Source organism: Ehrlichia minasensis (assembly GCF_004181775.1).
GTDB lineage: Bacteria > Pseudomonadota > Alphaproteobacteria > Rickettsiales > Anaplasmataceae > Ehrlichia > Ehrlichia minasensis.
Map to the genome: position 1 here is coordinate 46,659 of NZ_QOHL01000002.1, position 26,059 is coordinate 72,717.

Below are 26,059 nucleotides of genomic sequence, written 5' to 3' on the forward strand. Positions count from 1 at the left end.
AATATAAGCATTTTTATATCTTAAGCTTAATAAGTATTGCATTAAAGTGCGATATAACTTTCTATAAATGTTTTTTATTTGTTTCATTAGAAAACAGATGTATTCAATAATGTATGAGTTGAAAAAAATATTTGTTGTATGATAAGTTTTTTATTATAAGGGAAGCTCATAAAATTGTTAAGAAATATTAAACGTAACTTTATAAGCTATATTATGATTTATGTGGATCCATGAAGTTATGAAATAGGCATCAGAATCTAATCTGCAATTTCTGGTAAATCCTTATCCATTTTATGTAGTGTTTGAATAATATAAGAGAAAATAGTTCATTGTTATTGGTTACTGGTTTTGTTGAGTTTAGTACATTACTTCTGAATTTTGCTACTTTGTTTTTTTATTGACTAAAACATATAGTAAAGATTTGTACTTTTTTTATCTTTTGGTAAATTATCTTCTACAAATTGATGTAAGAGGTATAATTTGTGATCTAAGTATTATAATATTTTGTTCTACTTTAATTCCTGATGATAGACTTATTTTTTACTCTTTGTATATAATTGTTACTATTATATACTTTAATAGTTTTGCGTTATTATCATTGATATTTCCTATATAATAGGCTTTATTAATTTTTATAGAAAATTTAGAATAGGATAGTTGTTACATATAATTTTATAAAATTGTTATCTATTATTAAATTAATTAAGTTTAAAAGACATTATATAATTAGATAATATTTTGTAAATATATTAATTTTTAAACATAGTTGCTATGTTTAGATTAATTAATGTTTAGAAGCTTGTGCTGTAGTCTCAGCACTTACAAAACTTAATGATAAAGATTCTAACCGAGATGATATATCAGATTCACTGCTGGAAGACCCTGTTCTAGTGTATTCTGTACATGAGTGCATAACTATTTTTAAGTGAGCCATGGTATCAAATTCATAATTTGGATCAGCGTATGCTTTTGGTTTTAACATTACAATATTATTAATGAATGGTTTTAGTCTGTTTAAATCTGAACCTTTATTTGCTAATTTCTGAAGTTTGTCCAAATTTTCGCTATTCACTAGACAGTATAGTTCTGCTTTAACATAACTTTTTGATTTTTTTTCTGGAAGGTATGCGTCGCTTAACATAAGTATTGGATCAGAGAGAACCTGTGCTTTTGGTATTTTAGCTTCTAGTATAAACATAGACAATCCTTCAGGCTTGATACCTGATTTAACATTAGCATCTGTATATATTTTTAATTCAGTATTACCTCCTGGTGTATTACCAATACAATAATGCTTAGTGACTTTAGGATTAATAGATTCAATATTTTTTTTACATAAAGTGTAATTATATTCTTTCCACGGCCTAGATGGTACAGCAACTGGACCAGCAAGTAATGTATCTGAACATTTGAACTTACTTGGCTGTATAACTTGCTTTAAAAGATCTTTTAATTCAATTTTATAACCTTCTTCTTTAAATTTTTCTGGTGTTACAATTAAAGTACTGTATATGTGTTGTTTTATTGTGTTATAACTACTACCTGCCTTTGATACTTGTACAAATGGTTTTAGATGATCTTCAGGAACTAAACAAAATATTTTAATGTCAACATGAGACTCGTTATCATTTTCTGGTAGATATGCATTACTTTGCTTTATTATTAAATTATCTGATACTTTGTCTTTTGGTACAGAGCATTTTAATATAAACATTGATAATCCTGAAGGAATAATATCAGTCTCTTCATTAGCTCCTGGGTGTACTTGTAAGATTTTATTCTCTGATGTATATCCAATACAACAATGACTAATTACTTGAGGATTAATATCATCAATAATTTTTAAAATATCTTCGTTGGCAGTCTTCCAGTCTTCTATGTTAAGATTTAATAACATTGTTAATTTACCATAAAAATAACAGGTTATTATTTTACATAATATACATTCTAATTGTTGTGATTTTATGTGTTGTAATGACAATAATAGATGTTATTTTTAATATATAATTAATGGTTTATTTAGGAGTTTTTATTTTTTTCAAAGGCATTTTATAGTGGTATTTTTGATTTTGTAATATTATTATTACAAAAATATTGTATGTTTTATTAGTGCTGTGCTGTATTTTTTGATAAATTTTATATGTATGTATAAAATATTGTTATGTTATAATAACAATAAATTTGATATAAATAAAATTTTGCATAAGCTGTATTTAATATATTTTTTGACTTTTACTAATAATTCTAATACTACTAATATGATATAGTTGGTTAGGGTTTATTATCTAGTTTTTTCATCTCTATAAAGCATATGTATGTAATCTTCACAGGTTTAAAATAAAACAAAGACATATGTAATTTACTGACAATTCTATTGCGTGTATGTTGTAGTGAATATTTTATCACTTGCTATACTAATTTTTTGTTGATTTAGATACTGACAAATTTCTACGTCATGTTATAAAAGTGTATAATATGATTTATCAATCTAGTGTGATAAATGTATTAAAGTAGTGTAAATTTCTTATGAAATAATCACTTAGATACTATGTTATATGATATAAAAATAGATGATATTACTTAATCAATAAGCTAACGAAATTAACATTCATCTTATAATCTATTTTTTATAAAAAATATATTTTGTATAATAGGAATTAGCGATTGCATGTTTTAAAGCAACAACTTGACTTACTTGTTGATGATGCTGAGTCATCCACAGTGCTTTCTAATAATGCTGATTGTGGAACGTTATCATTTTGACTAGTTGGTGTTTCAGGATGCCATGCTGTTGTTAATAATGCAAGTTCATCATTACTACTTTGCTCTTCTTTCTCTATATTATCATTTAAATACAAACGTGATGCTGCTTCTTCTGGGCCTGCTGGTGTACATTTTCTGAATTCTACGTTGTTTAATTTGGCAATTTTTAATATTTGATCTTCTATATTAAATGCAGTTTCTTGATTAGCATATACTTGTGGCTTTACTAACACAGGTTTAAGAATATCGGAAATATTTGTAAATATCACACTTGTTTGATTCTTTGTTTTATCACTAACTTTTTCGTGAAATTTTTTTAATTGGTTCTTTTCTACTAAACAAAATACTTCTATGTTAGCAGTAAGTCTTTTAATTTTATCAGAGAATTCTTTACCTTCTGATAATATTGGATTGTCTAATGCATAAGATTGTTGTATACTACCTTGTAATACGAACATAGACAGTCCTGAAGGTGTAATGTCTGACTTTATATCAGTGTCAGGATATATTATTAATTTTCCACTTTCTCCTGTATAACCAATACAAGCAGAATTGTGTACTACAAAATCCATATTATTAATATTTTTACATAAAGTGCGATTGTGCTGTTCTCTGTCTTCTAAACTTAAGTTAAGCATATGATTTACCATTGAATGCATTGTATCTGAGAAATCATATGTTAATTAATAGTTATGATATATAAATAAATCTTATGAATGATATTTATATAAATAAATATTAATTAACTATTAGAACAATTAGTACTAAGATTAATTAATATTTTTAATAACTTATTTATATCAATAGAGTATTTTACAGGCCTGATTTGTATTTATAACAATACAAAATATATGAATCATATTTATGAAAAACTTAGTATGTTATTACCGATGATTCTTCTTGTATAGTATCTAAACTAGGTCTGACTAATAATAATCTTCCTACATGTCTTTTTCTTGATCTTCTTGAAGTTTTTAACTTACTTCTTTTTAAATTATCATCATGTTTGTATTCTTGATGTTTGTATTCTTGTTGTTCTTTAATTACACTTAGTGAAGTTTTTGTATTGATTGTTGTTGAAACATTGTCAGATTTATATTCGTGTGGGTTTCTGATTATAGTGTTTGGATTTTTTGTACTAGCTATTGTTGAAATTTCGTCTGATATTAGATTATTTTGTGAAGTACATTTCATATTATGTAATAGTTTAGAAACAATGCTATGTTGTTTATGTATGATTCTGAATTCAGGATAATTTTCAGGTGCAGAAGCTATCCGTGAGAAATTGGTTAAAGCAATCTCTTCATTAAAATATTTTACAAAATTATCGATATATAACATTGTATATATAATACTACCATATTCAGATGGTACTATAACAGCACCAGGTTTATCATTATTTAATACATCTTCAACAAATTGCTCAAGCTTATTTTTTTTTACAAAAATATAAAGTTTCGCACTTATATTACCTTTTTCTAACTCATTTTGTGAGAGTTTTATGAAATTAAGCTTTCTTAATTGCATTATTGTTGTTAAAGGGTAGCTTGCATTCAATGAAAACAGTGAATTTCCATTTGGTATGATTTTTTTATTACTATATATAAGTTTTTAAAATGTGTATTTCTAATGTATTGCTGTTTTCTGGCGTATTACCTATACAATAACATTCCCTATAAATAAAAGAAAAATTGTCTCCTTTTATACACAAGTGATCATTTACTACTTTTGGAATATTTACACTTTGCTGCATAATAAATGTTTAATAATTAATTTATCTTAATTAAATAATAAATAAAAATTAATAATATTGCAATAAAAATTTTAATATTCTTGTATTTTAAATTAATAATAAAAAATAATTAACTAATTTTAGTATTAGCATTAATAATAAAAAATATATACTTCATTTACTATTATATTGAAAACTATTAATACCTCCTATTGCTAGGTTTACAAGTGATAACAATGATGAAATGCTACTATGTTCAGTTGACGAATCTGTTGATGAAGATGAATCCGTTGATGAAACTGGTGTATTAATAATATCATCTTCCGGCTTTGGTAATATAGCTTGTTCTTCTTCTTGCAGTAAATTTGCTTGTGATTGTGCTCTGATAATGTTCTGTTTTGAACTAAAGGATGTACAGCAGGAACAACAAGAATTTTTTTCTTCTGTTTCATAGATAATAAACTCAGCATCTGGTAACATGCTGTGTAATATTTCATGTTCATTAAGCTTAAAATGTGAATCTATTTCTAATTGTGTAAATATAACTTCTGCATATTTAAAAATATTATCAACAAATTTTGGTACTTTTTTTTGTACAGGATCATATATTTCATTAGTAAAACTTTGCATATGTAAAGTATCTACTAAGCAATATACACTAGCATTTAGTGATTCTGGTAATGTTGTATAAATATTTCTTAAGTATGGATCACTTTTTACTATGCTAGGTGGTATTATCACTTTCAATAAAAACAAAGACTTACCATGTGGTTGAACTATTGGTTGTAGGTTACTGTCTTTTGAAATATGTATTTTTAATTTATTGCTGGTGATGCATGTATTACCTATACAAGTAGCACTTTTTACATTTATAGTGGTGTATTTCACATACTCACATAATAAGTTATTAGAAGCTATTACTTCTTGTGGTACAAGCATATATAATACAAAGTTGTTCTGGTGAATTCTTGTATATCAATTATTTGATAAAAAATAAAAATGTATCTCTGATTATTCAAATAAGTTATTTTTTATAGTCATATTAAGTTAATAAATTACTATTTTCTTCTTCTATAGTATCTAATTTACCTATTCTCATTCTTGAATTAGGTATTGATAGTTTAGCTTTTGACTCTTGTTCTACAATAAAGTCTGCACTTAATTGTGCAATGTTTTGTAAAGCAAGATGTTCATTGTATTGACTTTGAGGATTGCTTTCTATAGTTAAATTGGCAAATACTACGTTGCCATATTTAATAAGATAGCTGATGTATTTTTGTTCTTGATTTTGTATCTTTTCTTTTAATGCACAAAATTCTTCAATGCGATTTTCTTTTACTAGAAGGTATAAATAAGCAGGAATAGAACGCTCTGTTTGTTCCTTATTTGATAAGTTATAAATTGAGAGTAAATGACTATCATTTTTTACTAAGCCAGATAGAAACCTGACTTTTAATAAGAATAGAGAATCACCTTTTGGTTGAATTTGTGTCTTATTACTCATTTTATTACCAACATGTACTTGTAATTTACCAGTACTCTCTTTAGTGTTACCTATGCAACATAAGTTTTTATCAATTTTAATATTAGAGACAATATCTAGCTTCTTACATAATGTTTTATTAGCTAAAATTAATTCTCCTTGATGCAGGTTAAGCATATGCTTTTTGTTTTATATAAAAATACAATTCTTATCATATTATGATAAAACTATTATTTTATTAAACATTAGTTAGTAAGTTGCACAGATTTCTCTATATTACTTGTCAAACAGACTACATTAGTTGCTAAGGATTATAAACTTATGACGCGCGATGCTGCATTCAATAAATTTGCTTGCAAGTGAACTTTTAAAGTCTGAATATAATGATTCCTGAGCTGCTTGATTAAGTAGGTGAAGACGAGTGAGAAGAAGAAGATCCGCTAATACTTGGTGAAGAAGATAAGCTTGAGCTTGGTGATGGTCTACTATCTATAAACTCTACATTTGTTAAACCTCCAAAATTTTCTAATACTTTTTTTTCATCTGATAAATCTAGATTCTTATTGTTTTGATGTTTTGTATAGAAATGTACATATTTGACCTTACAAAAATTAAAAGGACACTGTGTATGTGAAAAACGTGATGATAATAAAGTAGTAGAACAAGTTTCTAAGAACTTATCAGTATCATTACAAGCTACAAAACAGTAGACAATAGCTTTACGTTTTCTTTGTGTTGAATCTTTTGGTGGAAAAGCATCATTTACTCTTGTATTTTCTGATAAATATTTGTTTGATAATCTACAGTTTACTATAAATAACGAATTTCCTTTTACCGCTACTTTACACGATTTACTTCTGTTACATGAAATATGCATTTTTCCACTTTCTTCATCAGTATTACCTATACATTTTGTACTTTTTACTGTAATATCATTAGGCTTTATTATTTGTACCATGTTAGCTAATTCTTGATAATTTCTCCTTTCTTCTTCATCATAATGAGACAATATGCTTTCGACACATGAAAGAGGTCTACCTTTAAGTTTACTTAGTGCCTCTTTTAGTTTTTCCTCTTCTTGTTTTTCTTCTCTAATTTCTGCTTTTTTCTTTTCTTCTATTTCACATTTTGTTAGTTGCTTCTTACTTTTTTTTTCTATTTTTTTTCCTAGTACTCCTGACCTTGTCTTTGGTCGTGCTCCTGCTTTTTCGTAAAGTTCTGTTTGTTTTGCTTTAGGGGGAGATTGTATAGGTTGTTCTTTTTGTCCTTGAGAAATTTCTTCTGCACTGAGTTCTTGTATCTTTTGTGATTGTGTAGTTTCTGTATATTTTGCTTCTTTCTTTTCTAATAATTCTTTACTAGTTACCACTTTACTTGTTTCTTGATCTTCATCATGGTGTTCTATCTTCTCTTCTTCTTGTATTTGAGGAGTTTCTTGTGTACTGGATTCTTGTGATTGTGCAGTTTCTGTTTCTGAATGTGCCTCTTCTTTTAACGGTATCTTTCTGCTTTTCTCTAGTAATTCTTTATTAACTTCTTCTTTACGTTTTTCTTGATTTTCATCAAAACCTTCACCAGATCCTAGAATTTTTTGTTTTAATACGGACCACATTTTACATAACCATTAACAAAACCATAAAACATAAATATTATATTAGTAATTATGATATTGTAAACTTAAACAAATATTTATCATAAAAATAATTCCATCAATCCTGAAATAATATTTTTAATTTAATAGAAATTATCAAATACAATAATTAATATACTGAAGTTTCAGTTACACATGACTTTAGTATTGTTGTGTTACGCAGTATATTCTTTAATATAGGCTTGTTAGTTGATTATGATTTATTACTTAAATTAAAGAAGCTTTCTTGGAATATACTACCTTATAAAAATTTCTCTTGAATTATAAGGTTCCAATAGTAACACAGATTTAATCAGTAAAAATCAATAGATTTTTTTATAATTATTGAATAAAAATTTTCAAAATTATACTTATTTTATCATGATGAATTAAACTACTTTATTATATAACCCTAATAACTTACTATTATTTTATTTTACAGTGAAAAAATTATATTACATCCAATGCATACTTGATGCGTTGTAGACATTCTTTACGTTGAAGGTTAATCATGATTTCAATAATACTAGGAGCATTCATTCTTCCTGTAATAGATGCACGTAAACAGTGATAAATAATGCTAGTTTTTACTTCTAAATTGTGTGATATATTTTTAATAATTGACGTTAATATATTGTGATTCCAGTCTTTTTCTGAAATTTTAGATAGGTTATCATGTAAAATAGAAAATATATGTTTATAATCTTTTATAATAGTAATTGATTCTTGATCAATTGAAATTGGAGTATCTTCAACATAAAATAGGGATTCTTTTGCTAAATTTACTAAGTTTTTTGTCCTTTTCTTTAGCTCATTTAATCCTTTTAATAAATGACCTTTTTTTAAATCAGTTATTATATATCCTGTTTTTTCCTCTATAATTGGAATTATTATATTTAGAATTGTTGCATCATCAGTGATATTGATGTAATGATTGTTTAAGAATTCCAGTTTTTTGTTATCTAATCTTGATGGAGACTGTCCAATGTCTTGAATAGAAAACCATTTTATTGCCTGATCTATAGTAATAACTTCATCATTTCCATGACTCCATCCCATTCTGAGTAAATAATTGAATATAGCTTCTGGTAATATACCTGAATTTTTATATTCATGTATAGCAATTGCTTGATGCCTTTTAGATAATTTATTTCCATTTTCATCATGTATCAATGGAATGTGAGCAAATTTAGGTGGATCCCATTCTAATGCACTGTATATCAATAATTGACGTGCTGTATTTGTTAAGTGATCTGTTCCTCTAATAATATGAGTAATGTTCATGTCATGATCATCAACAACTACTGATAAAAGATAAGTAGGAGTATTATCTGAACGTAATAGAATCATGTCATCTAATTGTGAATTGTTAACTGTAATATTACCATATACTTCATCATCAAATGATGTTATACCATCTATAGGGCTCTTTAGTCTAATAACTCTAGTAGTGTTACTATTATGTGGACTTTTATTTTTCCATATGCAATTATGTTTATAATATAAACCTTTTTTGATATACTCTTCTTTTTCTTTATTTATTTCTTCTTCAGAGCAGTAGCAATAATATGCTTTATTATTTAATATTAATTGATTTGCAATTTCAACGTGCCTAGATATGTTTTCAGATTGTAATACTACTTTTCCATCATAATGAATTTTCAACCAAGACATTGCTTCAATAATAGAATCTATAAGTTCTTTAGATGATCTTTTTTTGTCAGTATCTTCAATGCGTAATAAAAATTTTCCATTATTATGCTTAGCGTATAACCAATTAAATAAAGCAGTTCTTGCTCCTCCTAAGTGTAAATGTCCGGTTGGGGAGGGGGCAAATCGAGTTATTACATTGTATGACATAAAAAATAGTAAAATATTGTAAAAATTAGAATTGTTTAATATTTCAGTTTTTTTGTAAAGTAATTATACAAGGTATAGCATTACAGATAGTTAATACATACAACATATAATGTGTTAATGGTATACTTTTGAATATTTGGTATTTAACTTCTGTAATCTAACTAAAAAATGTCCGATTGTGTATTGCATTGCTAGTTTATAATATTATTGTATAATACAGAATTGTATTATGTTTTATTGTAGGTGAGTGTAATGTTACATACATATGTAACGCCATTACATACGTTATTTTATATGTTTACAATTTCATGAAAAAATATATCCTTAAGATATATGTGCCGTTACTAAGAATCGAACTTAGGTCGCATCATTACCAATGATGTGCTTTTCCACTAAGCTATAACGGCTTGATTGTTTACATTTTATTTTTTATTATGAATAAGTCAAAAAAAAATAAAGGCATAGTTAAAAAGAAAGCTTTAGCTAATGCATTAAAAGCTAATTTACTTCGTAGAAAGCATAAACAACGTCAAATTAGAGCTACTGAAACTAAATAGCAACAATTTGTAATGTTAAAAGTATCATAAAATCATAAGAATCTATCTCTTAAAGCATCTAAACATTCAGCTAAATGTAATATTTGGTTTTTTATTAACAATACTTATGTATCTCATATCTTATAAACCATGTGATGGTATTAACTGTAAAACCTGAAAATAATTAGAAGGAGTAGTGATGTTTTTAATTATTAGTGTAGCATTATATCATTAGGCATATATGAATTAAGTTGACAAAATACTTCTTTGTGCTTTTAGTCAATGAAAAATTGTTTTTTTGTTTGTTGTATGTAAATACTCGTAAATCTGTTTTTAAGTATTTTTAGATTTACAGGTAATGTCTTATATTATTTTTACTATTAATTTTTTATTAAAATTATTAGAAAATAGATTTGTTTATTAATTCTCTTAATATTTTAATTATTATGTCAATATATTATTACATAATGTTAACAAATATATAAACGTTTGCTTTGCAAATATTAGTAATATACTTAATATATTAGTCAATAGTAAATTTAGTGATATTAGTGTCGTTTGAAACACATTAACGAGTTACGATGATGCAGTTGTGTATTCTCAAGATCATAGATTCTCTATAGCTGTTCAAATTGGTGAAGATATGACTATGAATAATATGCTTAATGGTTTTAAATTCTTAGATAGGTGATAGTTTATACTTGCTATGCTACTTCTCATGATAGGAAGTTTGATACACAAATGAGAAGATACAAAATTCTTGATGACTCAGCTATTAAGTTGATGAAATGATTAATCTATTTCAATATTTGATTATTATATAAAGGGCAGAATGTTAAATCTTATGCGTAAAAGTGGTATTCATGGATCTTTTTTTTATAAGTTCTTTGATAAAAAAAATTACATTATCAAGACCATAGGTTAGTATAGCACGATAGTCAATTAACAAATGGTATTGAGGTATCGCACGTAGATTCTTTTTTAAAGGAAAGTACTCTTGTTAGTTACCGAAAAAAGTACATTATGTTAATGTTATGCCATAATGTAAAAGATAAGTTATAAAGATGAATAGAAATTATAAAAAATCTTATAGTAGTATACGAAAAAAAAGAGCGTTCTGTTAGAGCAATAACGAATTATCTTTGTAACAGAAATACTGAAAGACAAATTGAAATTAGTACTACTGTTACCAAGATATCACCTGGTGCAAAATGACAGTGGTATTACAGCAATAAATAATTTTAGTATGTTAGAAAGCAGTATATTAACAAAAGATAATACTGTGCTATTGGTTTCAAATAGTGCTTACATTAAAATATGCATAATATTATGTCACATCTTATTTTAGTTAATGCTAATTCTGAGTTATTAGGTGATCAGTCTTTCTCTATCAAAAAATAGCTCGTAAATTATTATGATAATGTGTATTTTTTATTTATTAAAAAATAAATTTACTAATTAATTATTATTTATTATTATTGTTAATAAATATTAATAATAAAAAATTATGAATTTAACATTATTAAAATTAAAAACAGGGGAATACTGTATGGTGCCTACAGAGCACTGTGTATCTTATGAATCACTAAATGTGTATTATAAATGTGACAATAATTTTAATGGTAATTTAGATTATGATTTTACTAATAGCCAAATTGATTTCGATAAAATTATTGGTACTAGATTTGATGATTTTCATATTGTTGAAAGTGTATTCTCAAATCATAATTATTTATTTTTATATGGTATGCATAGAAATTGCCATGTAGTTTTAGTTACTTCGTTTAGTAAGATGGTAACTATGAGTGATATATTTGAAGGCTGCAAATTTTCAATTGATTCAGTAATACATTCTAGTAGTTATCATGATACTAGAAATATTGTAAGTACAATGCACTGTGAAAGTTTCGATCACCCAAATCCTGTTATAAAGTTTAAAATGTCAAATACTGTGGAAGTATTTTATAAATATATAAAAGGTACTATACCCACTAATCCTCACGAAAAATTCATTGGTAACATTAATTTTTATAATTTTCTTGATAATCATGGTAATGTGTATTATCGTACTGCAATTTCAATTAATGAATATGATTTACAACAGCGAGGTTTTCCTTCAAGTTTTATGGAATCTAACGAGTTAGCAATATTAGAAAGGGATGCTGAAAACTTAAGAATGTAATGCTGCATTAACAAGCAATTTCATAAGAAATAGTAAAAAAACAAAGTACTATATATGTGATGTATAATGTTCTATAATCAGTTAATACGAATTTTTAAAGATGCATTGTTAAAACAGCAAGTATAAAGATTGTGTAGTATAATGGTCATAATAGGAAAAAATATCATTAAATCAACTTACGTGATTACAGTAATGAATAAATGTTTATTATTTTTGATATGATGATAATAATAGATCAAAACATAATATAAATTTAAAAAAGTCATGCTTGTAAATATGCATCACATTCCTAGTTAAATAACATTTGTTGTAAATCATAATTGGTCACTTTATTAATTAATATGGTGTAATGTTTTTTAATGCAATTATAAAACTAACAGATAATAAGCAGTAAGACTATGTATCGATTTATAAGGCAGTATATTTAGTTTATTATCTGATTATACAAGGTTATAGAAGGATAGGTTTAATAGTATCTAAACATTAATATATTAAATAATAAAAAATCTATCTAGGTTAGAATTGCTTTATCACAAGAAACATATATTTATTGAATATCAGTTTTTCTAAATAATTTTTATCTTACAAAATTACATTATCTATTATGCATATATGATATATTATAAAAAAGAGTGATGTACAAATCCAATGTTCTAATACTTATTTTTAGTGCTAGCTTTATGTAAAATATTAAATGCGTGAGAATTATATTTTACATGTAAGATTTTTTTTTAATTCTATCTGATAATATAACATTACAATTCTAATGAATTAGATCATGTTATAAATTAGCGCAGTTGCACATTCTAATAAAAGTTAAGTGATCTAACGAAAAAACATCATATGTGACAGCAATATAATAGTTATAAATCATCTTAAAATGTAGTAATTTATATTACATATCTAATCTTTCATTTGTAAAATATTTGAGTTGATATTTATCGAATATGAGTTAAGTATATCTTTTTTATTAATATAACTAGCATATAACAACATCATTTATAAACTTTGTAAAGTTGAAATAGCAAAGTAAAAAGAATAGAAAAGTATCTTTATTTTTAGTAATTTATATGATGATGTAATTACATCTTTATCGTATCTTATGTATAGCTAAGGAAGAATATACAGTACTATACGACCTTCAGTGATTATCAGTAAAAATTTAGAATGAGCATTTAGTGTTAACAATAGCAATAGAAAAATAAATTATTTACATTATTTAAGCTTTAGATAAGAAATGTTTCTGTACACAGTAATATTATTTTGCTGATATTTTAATTTTTGAAGTTCATTACTTTAGATTAAGGTATATAATCGGTATATACGCCTAATTTGTATGACAATAGATATATAACAAACTTTTATAATAAATACTAACTTGAGATATATATTTTAATTTAATAACAATATATAAAATGGTAATATCAATAAAAAATTATTTTATAGCTTAAAATAAGATGATATACGGATTTTAATTTCTTGTGAAAGTATTTAACACTATAACTATATTAACTTATACTACAACATGTAATCACAAAGACTGTAGATTTTATGAAATCTCATAATTGCATATAAAGAGATTGAAGAATATTCACATGTTTTGTGAAGTAAATTCCTATTAAAAACTTATATCATATTATGTAGATTATAGACTTCACTAGTTTTTTTATGTAAAATTATAAAATATATACTATTGTGGTTACAGAGTTATGCAGTTATTGCTTTTAATTAGTAAAGATGATGAACTTATTTTGGTTGATAAATCTTCATGCGACTATGTAGATGGAGTATTTGTTCCGCGTGACGAAAATATGAAAAACATAGTAAAATGTATTAATTTGAGTAATGAGGAAGAAGCAGCAGCAGCAAGTCCTGCTTACGATCCCAATATTGTTGGTGCTACTTTTACAAGTTGTGCTTTTGTTAATAGTGTAAAGTTTATGAATGAAGTTGTCATAAATATTGGTTCTAACTTAAAAGGTGAGGATGTACATTTAAGTTTATTAGTAGATAAATTTCTATTTAAAGATTTTACAAAGAAAGGATTAGATACAGATGGTAATCCTTATTTTGTAGTAAGTGATTATCATTATGTTAGTTCAGGAAAAACTGAAGGACGTACAATCAAGGAAATATTCTGTAGTTTGAAATCAAGTATCACAAAACTGAAGCCTAAGGTTAATAAGGAAATGGTAGGTGTACGCTTTAACTTTGTTAATGAAAATGATACTATATTTGATGCAATAATCGTTTTACCTGAATTAGTTAGTGTAAGTCCTACAGGGTTAGGAAGAATGGCTCTAAAATAATACAAATTGTTATACTTTTAAGTATTGTGTAAGTAATTTCTATGTCAGCAAATTGCAACATGTTTATATATAAATGTTGTAAATTTTGTTTAATTTTTATATTATAATTTATAAGATGTTAGTTAATTTGGTTATGTTTTATGCAGTTATTGCTTTTTTGTGACAGAAATAATAGACTTTTTTTGTATGACAGGTCCTTATGTGATAGTATGGATGGTAGGTTTATTCCACGAGATGAATCTGTTAGAGCAATGTTAAAAGATATTGGTGTTGCGCCATCACCAATAACTGATCCTTATATGCATCAATTTGTCTTATTAGGTACATGTTTTAGTAATGCTGTTTTTATTAATAGCAATAAATTGCATAATGAGGTTGTAATATTACGTGGTAATAATGTGCATGGTGAAGAAGTGCATTTATCTCTCTCATTAGCTAAAGGTGAATTTGATTCATTTATGATGCGTAAAGAGAGTACACCGTGTTTTTTCATTGATGAGAACAATTGTCTTGCTAAAGGCGCAACTCATGGTCGTAGTAATAAACAGTTATTTGCCGATGTAAAAGCAACTCTAAAAGATATTACACCAAGCAAACCTAATCCAAAATCAGAAGTTGTACCTTTTAAATTCTTTAACAAAGAAGGTAGAATTGTTGATACTGTGCTATGTCTTTGTGAAGTATTGACTGCACATTCAGGAAGAAAAATTGTGACATTAAAGTAATTAGTAGGTACTTATATCATAAATTTTACTCATCTGTTTTCAATTTCTTGCAAAACTGCTACTATAAAAATAGCAATGAATTGTGAAGTTTTTTAAAAAGTGTATTATGTCTTCTTATTAAGATTTTTCATTTCATTGTATAACAATAACTTTGCTTGGTTTATGCTTATAGCAATATCAGTTGTATTTATACATTATTATGAAACAACTATTACTTTTAATGAATAAAAATGGGAGATTGTTTTTGTCTGATGTATCTTTATATGACAACATAGACGGTAAATTTGTTGTATGTGATCCATTGCTTAGAGAATTTGTAAAAGAAATTAATGAAGAAATCGATGCATGTGTTGCTTTTGATACATATATATACAATTTTATCTTTAGCAATTTTACTGTGATTGGTAGTAGAAATTTGAAAACAAATAGTTAATTCTACACGGTGTTGTTAAGACTAGTATGGCAGTGTTCTTATCTTTAATGATACATCTTGTTTTTTCATGTATGATAACAATTGCATTGATGGAGAATCAACTTATGAACGTAGTGATAAACAGTTATTTTGTGATATGAAGGGCAATTTAGTAGACCTTATACTAAAGCGAGTAAGAATAAATAATATGTAACATCTTTTAGCTTTTTCAATGGGAATGGTAGCATTTGTTATTAAATAATGTGCTTATATCATGTGAAATCTCTATCACAGGTTCTACTGGATTAACAAGAGTAACATTAAAATAATTGATGATCTAAATTGTAAAATTTAAGAATATAAACTGCTAAGTAATAAATGCTTTAAAATAGATTGTGTTGGAGTACTTCTATAAAAAATTTACATATTATTATAAAATGTGATAATAATATTCTAATGTACTCATCTTTTTAAATATTATGAATTTTTCAGAATTGCAAGATTTACACGATAGAAAATTAAAAGCATTCTATGGTGGTGGAGTATCTAGAATAGAAAAGCAACATCTTAAAGGTAAATTAACGGCAAGAGAAAGATTAACAGTTTTACTAGATGATAATTCTTTTGAAGAATATGGAACATTTATAGAACATAGATCTGTAAATTTTTCTATGGATAAATCTAAAATACCTGGTGATGGTGTAGTTGTTGGGTATGGAACAATTAATGGAAGAAAAGTATGCGTTTATTCTCAAGATTTCACTGTTTTTGGAGGATCGTTAAGTGAATTAAATGCTAAAAAGATATGTAATATTATGGATAAAGCTGCGTCACTAGGACTTCCTATAATTGGTATTAATGATTCTGGAGGGGCAAGAATACAAGAAGGAGTGGACTCATTAGCTGGTTATGGAGAAATTTTTCAACGTAATGTAAATTTATCTGGTGTTGTTCCACAAATATCTATAATTATGGGGCCTTGTGCGGGTGGTGCAGTTTATTCTCCTGCATTAACTGATTTTATTTTCATGGTACGCAATACTTCTTATATGTTTGTAACAGGGCCAGATGTAATTAAAAAAGTTACATACGAAAATGTTAGTCAAGAAGATCTTGGTGGAGCAAAAGTACATTCCAATAAAACTGGCATTGCAGACTTGGTATTCAATGATGAAATTGAAGCATTGCTATATGTTCGTAAATTTATGGATTTTATTACATCTAATAATACAGAATTATCAAAATCTCAGCTAGCATCGTGTTTAGATACAGAAGATTTATCTTTAAATACATTAATACCTAAAAATAGTTCTACACCATATAATATGAATGAACTATTAGAAAAAGTATGCGATGAAAGGCTATTTTACGAGATAAAGCCAGATTTTGCACGTAATATTATTGTAGGATTTGGTAAGATAGGAGGATACAAAGTAGGATTAATAGCAAACCAACCATTACATTTAGCTGGATGTTTAGATATTGACGCTGCAAGAAAAGGAGCTAGGTTTATACGCTTCTGCGATGCTTTTAACATTCCAATTATAACTTTTATAGATGTTCCAGGGTTTATGCCTGGTGTAAATCAAGAACATTCTGGAATTATAGCACATGGCGCAAAATTACTATATGCATATGCGGAAGCTACTGTACCAAAAATTAGCATAATAGTACGTAAAGCATATGGAGGAGCATATATAGTAATGAACTCCAAGCATTTATGTGGTGATATCAATTATGCGTGGCCAGATGCTGAAATTGCAGTTATGGGAGCTGAAGGAGCAGTTGAAATAATATTTAGGAATGAAACAGACAAAGAAAAAATACAAAATATTGTAGATGAATATAGAACTAAAATAGTCAATCCTTACGTAGCAGCTTCTAGAGGATATATAGATGATATTATTGTACCGTCACGTACTAGAGAATATCTATTCAAATCTTTACAATTGTTAGAAAAAAAGAAAATTAACAGAATTATGCGTAAGCACGATAACTTGCCTTTATAAATTTTATTCATGTTTATATTTTTTTATTATACAATTTTTCAATGACAGTAGCATTACTCACTATTGCAATTAACATTCTTGTTTACATTTCCTTCTAGTACTAATGACTTGATATATAATCGGTAAAGATTTCTAGTGTAGCATATTGTGATACTAAAGAATTTCTTATTTTTTCTGTAAGTTTTCACCAATACTATAAAATATATAATTTATTGAAGATAAATCTATTTGTTAAACTTAACTTTAGCACATGCAATATAATTTTGGGTTGATTTTCGCTATTGTGAATTGTAAAATAATTGATCTAATACTTGTCAGATTGTGATACCTAATTGAATTATATTGTAAAAAATTATTTCAATGTCACTGTTGTCGTGTTTGTGGCACCAATATTAGATAATTCAACTGGAATAATAATGCTGTTAACCATAATATTATCTTTATTAAAAAATCTAAAACTAGTACAAAACTTTTCTTTATGATTCATTTTGGGTTTGAGTTTTACCATATTATTCTTTAAATCAATAAACAATTGTTTATCACTACGTTCATTAATTAGTCCTGAGCCGAGATAATTGTTGTTGTTTAAGAAAATGCAAATTTCATCTAAATCACTTATAAAAAGACAAAGTTCATCTTCTTTATCCAGGAAACTCCTAAACTCATATTTATCTAATAATAACCCCAAGAAGACATCCTGACCATGTTTGTTAGTACCACGTAATATAACAGTTTCATTGATAAATCTTGAACTACTAACAACAGTAAATTTAGTAAAGATAGCACCATATAAATCGCTGTTATCAATATGACTTAATAATGATATTTCTCTACCTTGTGTATCTTTTAGCTTGATACATTGATTACGTGGTATAAATTTTCCTTGTTCATTTTTATACAAATTTATGTCAGACAAAAAAGCTCTATCATTGTTATCTACTAAAAGTAATAGTTGCATCGTATATAAGTATCCTGTTATTAATATCTTTATATCTTATATAAAGAAAACAATAAAATCTATACTTTTTTATAATAAAAACTTAACTTTTTTTTAAATTATATTACCTACAGTTATCTATTTAATATGCTACTTAATTTAATATAATTGTTATTATCAATTAATTAGCACCATAGCTCGTGATACAATTTAAATTCATTATCATTGGATATGTGTTAGGAATGTTATGAGTAATGTGTTTAATAATTTAACGCATTAGATGTCAATTTAGATTAATTAATAACTGAAAATAAAACTAATATATAAAAAATTTATATATTTAGTTTCTCATAACGTTATTTTGTAATTAAAAAAGTGCATTAGTGTAAGTAAATAAAAATTTAATAATAGATTACCTATTCCTATATTGTTGGCAAATTACAGTAGAAGTGTTGCTTTTTAATAAATAATTTTAGTATAAAAGTATTTCCTATAATTATTGCTTTAGGAATGCTTATAAGTTTGATGTATGTAATACCTGATATACCTGTTTTGTGGAAATGCTGACTCTTTTTCAAAGAATCAAGTTGCATATTATTGTTAAAAAAACATCTATATAACGTTGGGATTACTACATGTAGTATTTCTAGCAAGTTTTTGTGGTATGTGACACCTTTGTAGAAACCATTGTGTAGATATTTAATGCTTTTTTATGGATTCCTTTATTACTTGCTAAGGATAATAATCATATTTAAAAATTCTTTTGAGCACAATATATATTAATAGTGTCAATATAATTTTATATAGAACCGTATACACAATTTTATGGTGATTATAGCCTGTGGTTTTAATATGGTATTATTTGTTATATCAACAGTTATTTTGCATGGTATATTGTTTCGTATAGACGTAATTCTAACAATATTGCCATACATTGTTAAGCTAATTTATGGTATTTGTCCTTTAGTGTATGGAGGTATTGATTAAAAAGTATATATTTTTTACAGTAAATTATTTTCCACAAATATTGTTCTATGCACATGATGTTATATCCAATTATGAAAACACTATGAAAAGTATTCATTTGTTTTCAATGGGTTTATTATTTCAAAAGTGTAAAATTTTAAAAAAGATTAATGTTACAAATAGTACTATTAAAAATAGTAGAAGTTCAAGGATCGTTAATATTAAGTGACAATAAAGCTATAAACTTTGGCAGTAATTTAAAGGAGTTATACCAAAAGTTCTATAAATTGAAAAGCATATTAGAGGACACAAGTCAATTAAGTGTAGATTAATTTATTCTATTTTCTAAGGAATATTCAGAGTTATCTCCGTAATATCAGTAATAAATAAGTATGATAATTTACAAAAAGTAAAGCTATTAAAGCATTGAAAGCAATATTATATAATCTAGACAAGTAAAAAAGAGATTCAGAAATATCACAAATTAGGAAAAGTAAAATAGGGTTGGGGGATTGTTCTGAACGTATAAGGACTTATAACTTTCCTTAATCTAGAATTACAGATCATAGAATAAATCTTACATTATGCAGGTTGGAGTGTATTATAAAAGAAGGGCAGGGTATTAAGAGATTTTAAGTTTGTGTAGGAAAACTATATAGTTTTATGTGAATTTCAATTTGGTGTTGTACTATTTACATTATGATAAAAAATCTAAAAAATATCTTGATTTGACTAATTCTCTCTGTAGGTATAGTAAACTTTTTTGCTGCTGTTGAACTAGCATCTTTACGACACAATCCAATGATTGTATCCAGCTTTATCATTTACTAATTATATAGTATATACATCTTAATGTATATTTAAAGTATTTAGAATAATGATATTATAAACACACTAACTAAAGATGTAAATTTTTTAGTTTGTTAGCTTCATCTTCAGCTATTAATGCGTCTATAAACTCATCCAAATTTCCTTCTTTCATAATATCCTCCAACCTGTATAATGTAAGATTTATTCTATGATCTGTAATTCTAGATTGAGGAAAGTTATAAGTCCTTATACGTTCAGAACGATCGCCTGATCCTATTTGACTTTTTCTCATTTGTGAGATTTCTGAGTCTCTTTTTTGTTTTTCAAGATTATATAACCTTGCTCTTAAGACTTTAAGAGCTTTATTTTTATTTTTGTGTTGAGATTTTTCATCTTGTTGTATAACAACAATTCCACTTGGTATGTGTGTAATACGCACAGCACTATCAGTTGTGTTTACAGATTGCCCACCTGGGCCACTTGATCTATATACATCTATTCTTAGATCTTTCTCATCTATTTTTAAATCTACTTCTTCAATTTCTGGTAGCACTGCTACTGTAGCAGCTGAAGTATGAAGCCTTCCAGAAGCTTCAGTTTCTGGTACTCTTTGCACTCTATGTACACCAGATTCAAACTTCAATCTTGCAAAAACATTAGATCCGCTTATACATAAAGAAACCTCCTTATGTCCACCTATACCAGTTGAAGATGAATTAATCTGTTCAAGTTTCCAATTTTTTTGTTCAGCATACTTTGTATACATCCTATATAAATCAGTAACAAATAGTGCAGCCTCTTCTCCTCCTGTACCTGCTCTAATTTCCAAAATAGCATTACGAGCATCATCTTTATCTTTTGGAATAAGAGATAACTTCAATTTATTCTTGATTTTAGGCAACTGCTTTTGCCTTTCGTAGAATTCTTCCTTAGCTAAACTTTTTAATTCGTGGTCAGTTTCTGGATTATTCATTAATTCTTCTAAATCTGCAATATCTTTTTGTAGATTATTATACTGATCTATTACTGATATCACAGGTAATAGCTCTGAGTACTCTTTCGAAGCTGCAACAAATGAATCCACACTTAGTTGACTTGTGTCTTCCAATATACTTTTTAATTTACAAAATTTTTGATATAACTCCTCTAAATTACTATCAAAGCTCATAGCTTTGTTACCACTCAATATTAATAATCCTTCAACTTCTACTATTCTTTTATAATACCATTTGTAATATTAATTGTAAAATTTTTTTCTTTAAATTTTTATATGTGATAGTATTTAACAATACTTTATATAATTTAATATTCTTTATAATTAATTACTTAAACTGATGAAGTTAAAAGCAATAATGTCAAAATGTGAATTTATTATAGGTGCAACTCATGTAAAATCATTTCCTGACTTTTCAATACCAGAAATCGCAATTGCTGGTAGATCAAATGTGGGAAAGTCTAGCTTAATTAATGCAATTACAAATAATAAAAAAAATGCCAAGACATCTTCCAGACCAGGGTGCACAAAACAAATAAATTTTTACTTAATTAATAAAAATTTTATGGTATTAGTTGATCTACCAGGTTATGGATATTCCAAAGCAAATAAAACCACTATTAACAACTATCTTTTTCTTATGGAATACTATTTATTAAACAGTAAAAATTTATTAAAAGTTATACTACTTATAGATGTTAAAGTTGGATTTAAAGAAATAGATCTAGATTTTATCAATTGGCTTGAATTAAATCATATATATTATCAATTAGTATTAACAAAAATTGATAGAGTAAGTAAAGAAATTCTTGATGTTAACATAAATTACATTAAAAATCTTAATCTGGGTTTTGTTATATATCCAGTTATCAGTGCTAGCAGCAAATGTAAACAAGGAATAGAGGAGTTAATTTATGAAATTGCACAATGTATTAAAAAATAATAATAATAATAAGGAAGATGTTGAACCAAGCATTGAGCAATTTGGAGGAAATGCTGAATGGTTTAATACAGCAAAAGTTTTATCAGAATGTTTACCTTACATACAACAATTTTCTGGTGAAACATTTGTTATTAAGTATGGTGGAGCTGCTATGACAGATAGAAAATTAGCAGAAAGTTTTGCTCATGACATTGTTTTACTAAAACAGCTTGGAATTAATCCAATAGTAGTACATGGTGGAGGAAGCAAGATAAATAGTTTTTTAGAAAAGATTAATAAAAAAAGTACATTCATTAATGGCCTAAGAGTAACTGATGCTGAAACTTTAGAAGTTGTAGAAATGGTACTATGTGGGTTGGTAAACAAAGATATTACACAACTTATCAATAAAGCTGGTGGTAATGCTATTGGATTATGTGGTAAAGATGCTAATTTGATAGAAGCAAAAAAAATTTGCTATACCTATAAAGAGAATCAATCAAATAATGTAGAAAAAATACTAGATATGGGTTTTGTTGGAGAGCCTCATGAAGTTAATACAGATTTATTATTTTTTATTGAGGAATCTGATTTCATTCCAATAATAGCACCTGTATGTAGTGGTGAGAATAATATTACATATAATGTTAATGCTGATTTAGTCGCTGGTGCTCTTGCAAATGCTCTTGCAGCAGCTAAATTAATTATTTTAACAAATGTTCCTGGAGTAACTGATGCTAACGGTAATTTATTATCTGAAATATCAATAGGTGATGCAGAAAATCTAATTAAACAAGGTGTTGCAAATTCAGGAATGATTCCAAAATTACAAACTTGTATTAAGGTAGTAAAAGAAGGTTATGGGTCTGCCCATATCATAGATGGTAGAGTACCACATGTATTATTGTTAGAATTATTTACTGTACATGGAACTGGCACTATGGTGTTAAATAATGATATATAAAAATTTATCAGATTTATCTAAATTTTTACTTTACATGAAATAATATTCTGAAATATCATTAACTTAAAAGTACATGTACTTAGATCTGACATTTACATTAATGTGTTATTTTAAGGTTATTAATGACATATCGCAATAATTTTGCGTTTTCTCTAATAATTTATTAAAGTAAATACGTTTTTCTTAATATTTCATACTTAATCTTATATATCTTTTTTTTTATTGAATTCTTGATTATTTTAATAGTAAATGCTAACTTAAAAAAATGTTTTGTTTTTTTAAGGTAAGTCGGTGTGTAATAAAATATTATATATGTCTGCTATAAGTTGCTTTGCTTTACTAATTAATCAAGCTATGGCAGACAATTTATCAGTAAATGGTAGCTTAAAATTACAATATGGTATTAATAGTAAGGATTTTTCAAGAATGTCAATTAGTGCAAATCCTAATCTAACATATTCATACGATATAAATGATTATGTGACTATTGGATCACATGTAAGATTAGGCACAAATTTTATGACTAATGGTGCAGATGATACCACTGGTAGTTTAAATAAAAATATATTAGATATAAACAGTAACACTAGTAGTGCGTATATTTTTTTAAAATCTCCTTATGCCGGAAATATACAGATTGGATTAACTACTCCTGTTGCTCAAAGCATGAAAACTTCATCTATAGGTAGTAATGGCAATTTTTCACAATATGTAAGCTTAAAGAATGATACTAAATTTCCATATGGATATAATGTAGATGATACAATTTTAGCTGAACCAAGTATCTATAGTGCTTATTATGGGTTCTCTGTTCCAGTGATAAGTTATTATTCGCCAAAAATCAAAGGGTTAGAAATTGGTTGTAGCTATATTTTAAAAGATAAAAATGGTGATGTTGGTTACAGAAATATTTTTGATATAGGTGTCAAGTATGAAAATAATTTGTTTTCTGATATTAATTATTCAATATCAGGAACAGTTGAGCATGCTGTAAAAGCACTTTCTTCAAGTGATGCAAAATTTAATGATTTATTAGCTTATAGTGCTGGTATTTCAGTAAGATATAAAAATTTCACGTTTGCAGGTTCATACGGAAATTTAGGTAAATCTGGGAAAGAAGAAATTACAATATCTATTCCGAAGACAAATGGTGATAGTAGTAACAACACTAAGAAATTTAAGGTAATCAATAGTCACTTTTATGATTTAGGTATAAAATTTGAGACTAATATATTTAACGTAAGTGCAAACTATTTTTATAGTAGTAAAAAGAACAGTGCAGATAATAAACAAGAAGATAATCATTCATTTTCAGTCTACACATTGGGATTAGAAAAAGTCTTAGATGATAGATTGTCTTTTTATGCTGATATTATTTATTTTACCGTTGATAGACCAACACTTAGCAATAACTCAGGATATCTAACTTTAATAGGAGCAAAATTGAGTTTTTAAACAAATATAAATAGTGAAGCCTTTTTATGGCTTCACTAAATAATTGGTATGACTGATTTTCTAATAAAATTTTGACAATAAATTAACAGTATGATAACTAATTACAGTGCTTTAAGTTAATGCTTATTAAATATATAGTTGAAGTGTTATCAATTTTTTTAATGCGTTTCCTTAAATTAATTAGCATTATATTTATGTTCTAAAATTTTAATATGGAAGAAAAACAGAAAAAAGCAGTTAATTGGTTTACAACATTACAAAATCAGCTTCTCTCTAAATTTGTATCAATAGAAAAAGAGTTTTCTTCTTATTCTCCGAAAGTAGATCATAAAAACTGGGAAAGACCAGGAGGTGGGGGAGGGTACTCGATAATAATATATGGTAAAGTTTTTGAAAAAGCTGGAATAAATGTTTCAGAAGTATATGGGGATATTACAAAAACACATGAATTATCTCATGTATTAAATAATTCTGAGATCTTCAATTCCTCTTCAGAAAAAAAATTTTGGGCAAGTGGAATTTCTGTTGTTGCACATATGTGTTCTCCATTTGTACCAGCTATACATATGAATACAAGATTTATTTGTATGTCAGACAAAAGCTGGTTTGGCGGTGGAGTAGATTTAACTCCTACATATAAAAATACAGAAGATCAAGAGCTTTTTCATGATAATTTACGTAAAATTTGTGATCAACATAACAAACAGTATTATAATAAATTTAAACAACAATGTGATGAGTACTTTTTTTTACATCATAGGCAAGAACCACGAGGTATAGGTGGAATATTTTATGATAACATAAATTCAGGAAATTGGGAAAATGATTTTCAATATACTCAAGCAGTAGGTAAATTTTTGTTAGATGTATACCCAATTATTATAAGCAGAAATTTGAATAAACAATGGACTGCAGAAGAACGTGAATATCAGTTAATTAAACGTGGAAGATATGTAGAATTTAACTTAATTTATGATAGAGGTACTAAATTTGGTTTATTAACAAATGGAAACCCTGATGCAATAATGATGTCTATGCCTCCTGTAGTAAAATGGAAGTAACTTATATATGTATTGCTCTATCGTTCTGTAATTTATCTTTATTTATACTTTATTTAATCTTTCTAAATCCATATTTTTCATCACTTTAATAAGATATAAATAACACTCATGTTTTTCAATATAAACTAATTCAGTCATAAATTTACTATTGTTAGTAGCACAAAATTTATAAATAACACTGTTTATTACGTAGTACTAATAAACTCTTGGTGATATTTTCTTACACCGTTGTCAATAAATGTGGATTTAAGAATTTCTTAGATGATGATTTAATGAAGTTTGCAGTTATCAAACTACAGTTTATTACCT

Annotated in this window: 21 protein-coding genes, 1 tRNA gene and 1 pseudogene; 12 read left to right on the top strand and 11 right to left on the bottom strand. The window is 26.4% G+C overall.

The genetic code is table 11. The annotated features are described in order from the left end of the window. Positions 1-784: 784 nt before the first annotated feature. The 8 genes from DRF75_RS00890 to DRF75_RS00925 all read right to left on the bottom strand — a co-directional run bounded on the left by DRF75_RS00890 (position 785) and on the right by DRF75_RS00925 (position 9,875). A complete protein-coding gene (locus DRF75_RS00890) occupies positions 785-1,897 on the bottom strand; it encodes a DUF3023 domain-containing protein (protein WP_129992501.1) in 1,113 nt (370 codons plus the stop codon). 760 nt (positions 1,898-2,657) lie between these two features. Then, on the bottom strand, positions 2,658-3,401 hold the full coding sequence (locus DRF75_RS00895; protein WP_160249043.1) for a DUF3023 domain-containing protein: 744 nt from the start codon (positions 3,399-3,401) through the stop codon (positions 2,658-2,660). A 235-nt stretch (positions 3,402-3,636) separates the two neighbouring features. Continuing rightward, entirely contained in the window at positions 3,637-4,368 is a 732-nt protein-coding gene (locus DRF75_RS00900; RefSeq protein ID WP_129992502.1) for a DUF3023 domain-containing protein, read from the bottom strand. A gap of 301 nt (positions 4,369-4,669) precedes the next feature. Then, the gene (locus tag DRF75_RS00905; protein ID WP_045171545.1) at positions 4,670-5,434 is read right to left on the bottom strand and encodes a DUF3023 domain-containing protein; all 765 of its coding nucleotides are present in this window, start codon (positions 5,432-5,434) and stop codon (positions 4,670-4,672) included. A gap of 103 nt (positions 5,435-5,537) precedes the next feature. After that, complete coding sequence (locus DRF75_RS00910) at positions 5,538-6,155, bottom strand: DUF3023 domain-containing protein (RefSeq protein ID WP_045171546.1); 618 nt, start codon at positions 6,153-6,155, stop codon at positions 5,538-5,540. Between the two features lie 226 nt (positions 6,156-6,381). Continuing rightward, the gene (locus DRF75_RS00915) at positions 6,382-7,590 is read right to left on the bottom strand and encodes a DUF3023 domain-containing protein (RefSeq protein ID WP_129992503.1); all 1,209 of its coding nucleotides are present in this window, start codon (positions 7,588-7,590) and stop codon (positions 6,382-6,384) included. A gap of 468 nt (positions 7,591-8,058) precedes the next feature. Beyond that, positions 8,059-9,468: a glutamate--tRNA ligase gene (gltX, locus tag DRF75_RS00920; RefSeq protein ID WP_129992504.1), complete on the bottom strand. Its 1,410-nt coding sequence runs from the start codon at positions 9,466-9,468 to the stop codon at positions 8,059-8,061. Between the two features lie 336 nt (positions 9,469-9,804). Continuing rightward, a tRNA-Thr gene (locus DRF75_RS00925) sits at positions 9,805-9,875 on the bottom strand. A 27-nt stretch (positions 9,876-9,902) separates the two neighbouring features. Here DRF75_RS00925 and DRF75_RS05175 point away from each other — a divergent pair. From DRF75_RS05175 to DRF75_RS00950, 6 genes are all read left to right on the top strand, one after another. Next, entirely contained in the window at positions 9,903-10,025 is a 123-nt protein-coding gene (locus tag DRF75_RS05175) for a hypothetical protein (protein WP_276318942.1), read from the top strand. A gap of 1,528 nt (positions 10,026-11,553) precedes the next feature. Then, positions 11,554-12,186: a hypothetical protein gene (locus tag DRF75_RS00930; protein ID WP_129992505.1), complete on the top strand. Its 633-nt coding sequence runs from the start codon at positions 11,554-11,556 to the stop codon at positions 12,184-12,186. Positions 12,187-13,895: 1,709 nt separating this feature from the next. Further along, a complete protein-coding gene (locus tag DRF75_RS00935; protein WP_129992506.1) occupies positions 13,896-14,495 on the top strand; it encodes a hypothetical protein in 600 nt (199 codons plus the stop codon). 140 nt (positions 14,496-14,635) lie between these two features. Then, a complete protein-coding gene (locus DRF75_RS00940; RefSeq protein ID WP_129992507.1) occupies positions 14,636-15,220 on the top strand; it encodes a hypothetical protein in 585 nt (194 codons plus the stop codon). A gap of 244 nt (positions 15,221-15,464) precedes the next feature. After that, positions 15,465-15,653, top strand: coding sequence for a hypothetical protein (locus DRF75_RS00945; RefSeq protein ID WP_129992508.1), 189 nt, complete (start codon positions 15,465-15,467; stop codon positions 15,651-15,653). A gap of 458 nt (positions 15,654-16,111) precedes the next feature. Beyond that, on the top strand, positions 16,112-17,641 hold the full coding sequence (locus DRF75_RS00950) for an acyl-CoA carboxylase subunit beta (RefSeq protein WP_045171555.1): 1,530 nt from the start codon (positions 16,112-16,114) through the stop codon (positions 17,639-17,641). 352 nt (positions 17,642-17,993) lie between these two features. Here DRF75_RS00950 and DRF75_RS00955 read toward each other — a convergent pair whose 3' ends face one another. Then, on the bottom strand, positions 17,994-18,599 hold the full coding sequence (locus DRF75_RS00955; protein ID WP_045171556.1) for a hypothetical protein: 606 nt from the start codon (positions 18,597-18,599) through the stop codon (positions 17,994-17,996). 831 nt (positions 18,600-19,430) lie between these two features. Here DRF75_RS00955 and DRF75_RS05180 point away from each other — a divergent pair. After that, entirely contained in the window at positions 19,431-19,565 is a 135-nt protein-coding gene (locus tag DRF75_RS05180; protein WP_276318943.1) for a hypothetical protein, read from the top strand. 384 nt (positions 19,566-19,949) lie between these two features. After that, a pseudogene (locus tag DRF75_RS00960) lies at positions 19,950-20,159 on the top strand (peptide chain release factor-like protein); the annotation flags it as partial. Positions 20,160-20,236: 77 nt separating this feature from the next. Here DRF75_RS00960 and DRF75_RS05185 read toward each other — a convergent pair. Next, complete coding sequence (locus tag DRF75_RS05185; RefSeq protein ID WP_276318944.1) at positions 20,237-20,368, bottom strand: hypothetical protein; 132 nt, start codon at positions 20,366-20,368, stop codon at positions 20,237-20,239. 74 nt (positions 20,369-20,442) lie between these two features. Next, entirely contained in the window at positions 20,443-21,522 is a 1,080-nt protein-coding gene (prfA, locus tag DRF75_RS00965) for a peptide chain release factor 1 (protein ID WP_045171557.1), read from the bottom strand. Between the two features lie 166 nt (positions 21,523-21,688). Here prfA and yihA point away from each other — a divergent pair, with 166 nt between their 5' ends. From yihA to hemF, 4 genes are all read left to right on the top strand, one after another. After that, on the top strand, positions 21,689-22,291 hold the full coding sequence (gene yihA / locus DRF75_RS00970; protein WP_045171558.1) for a ribosome biogenesis GTP-binding protein YihA/YsxC: 603 nt from the start codon (positions 21,689-21,691) through the stop codon (positions 22,289-22,291). Then, positions 22,263-23,234, top strand: coding sequence for an acetylglutamate kinase (argB, locus tag DRF75_RS00975; protein ID WP_045171559.1), 972 nt, complete (start codon positions 22,263-22,265; stop codon positions 23,232-23,234). Before yihA ends, argB begins: the two co-directional genes overlap by 29 nt. Before the next feature lie 312 nt (positions 23,235-23,546). Continuing rightward, complete coding sequence (locus DRF75_RS00980; protein WP_240729874.1) at positions 23,547-24,689, top strand: porin; 1,143 nt, start codon at positions 23,547-23,549, stop codon at positions 24,687-24,689. A 212-nt stretch (positions 24,690-24,901) separates the two neighbouring features. After that, entirely contained in the window at positions 24,902-25,750 is an 849-nt protein-coding gene (gene hemF / locus DRF75_RS00985) for an oxygen-dependent coproporphyrinogen oxidase (RefSeq protein WP_129992510.1), read from the top strand. The last annotated feature ends 309 nt before the right edge of the window (positions 25,751-26,059 follow it).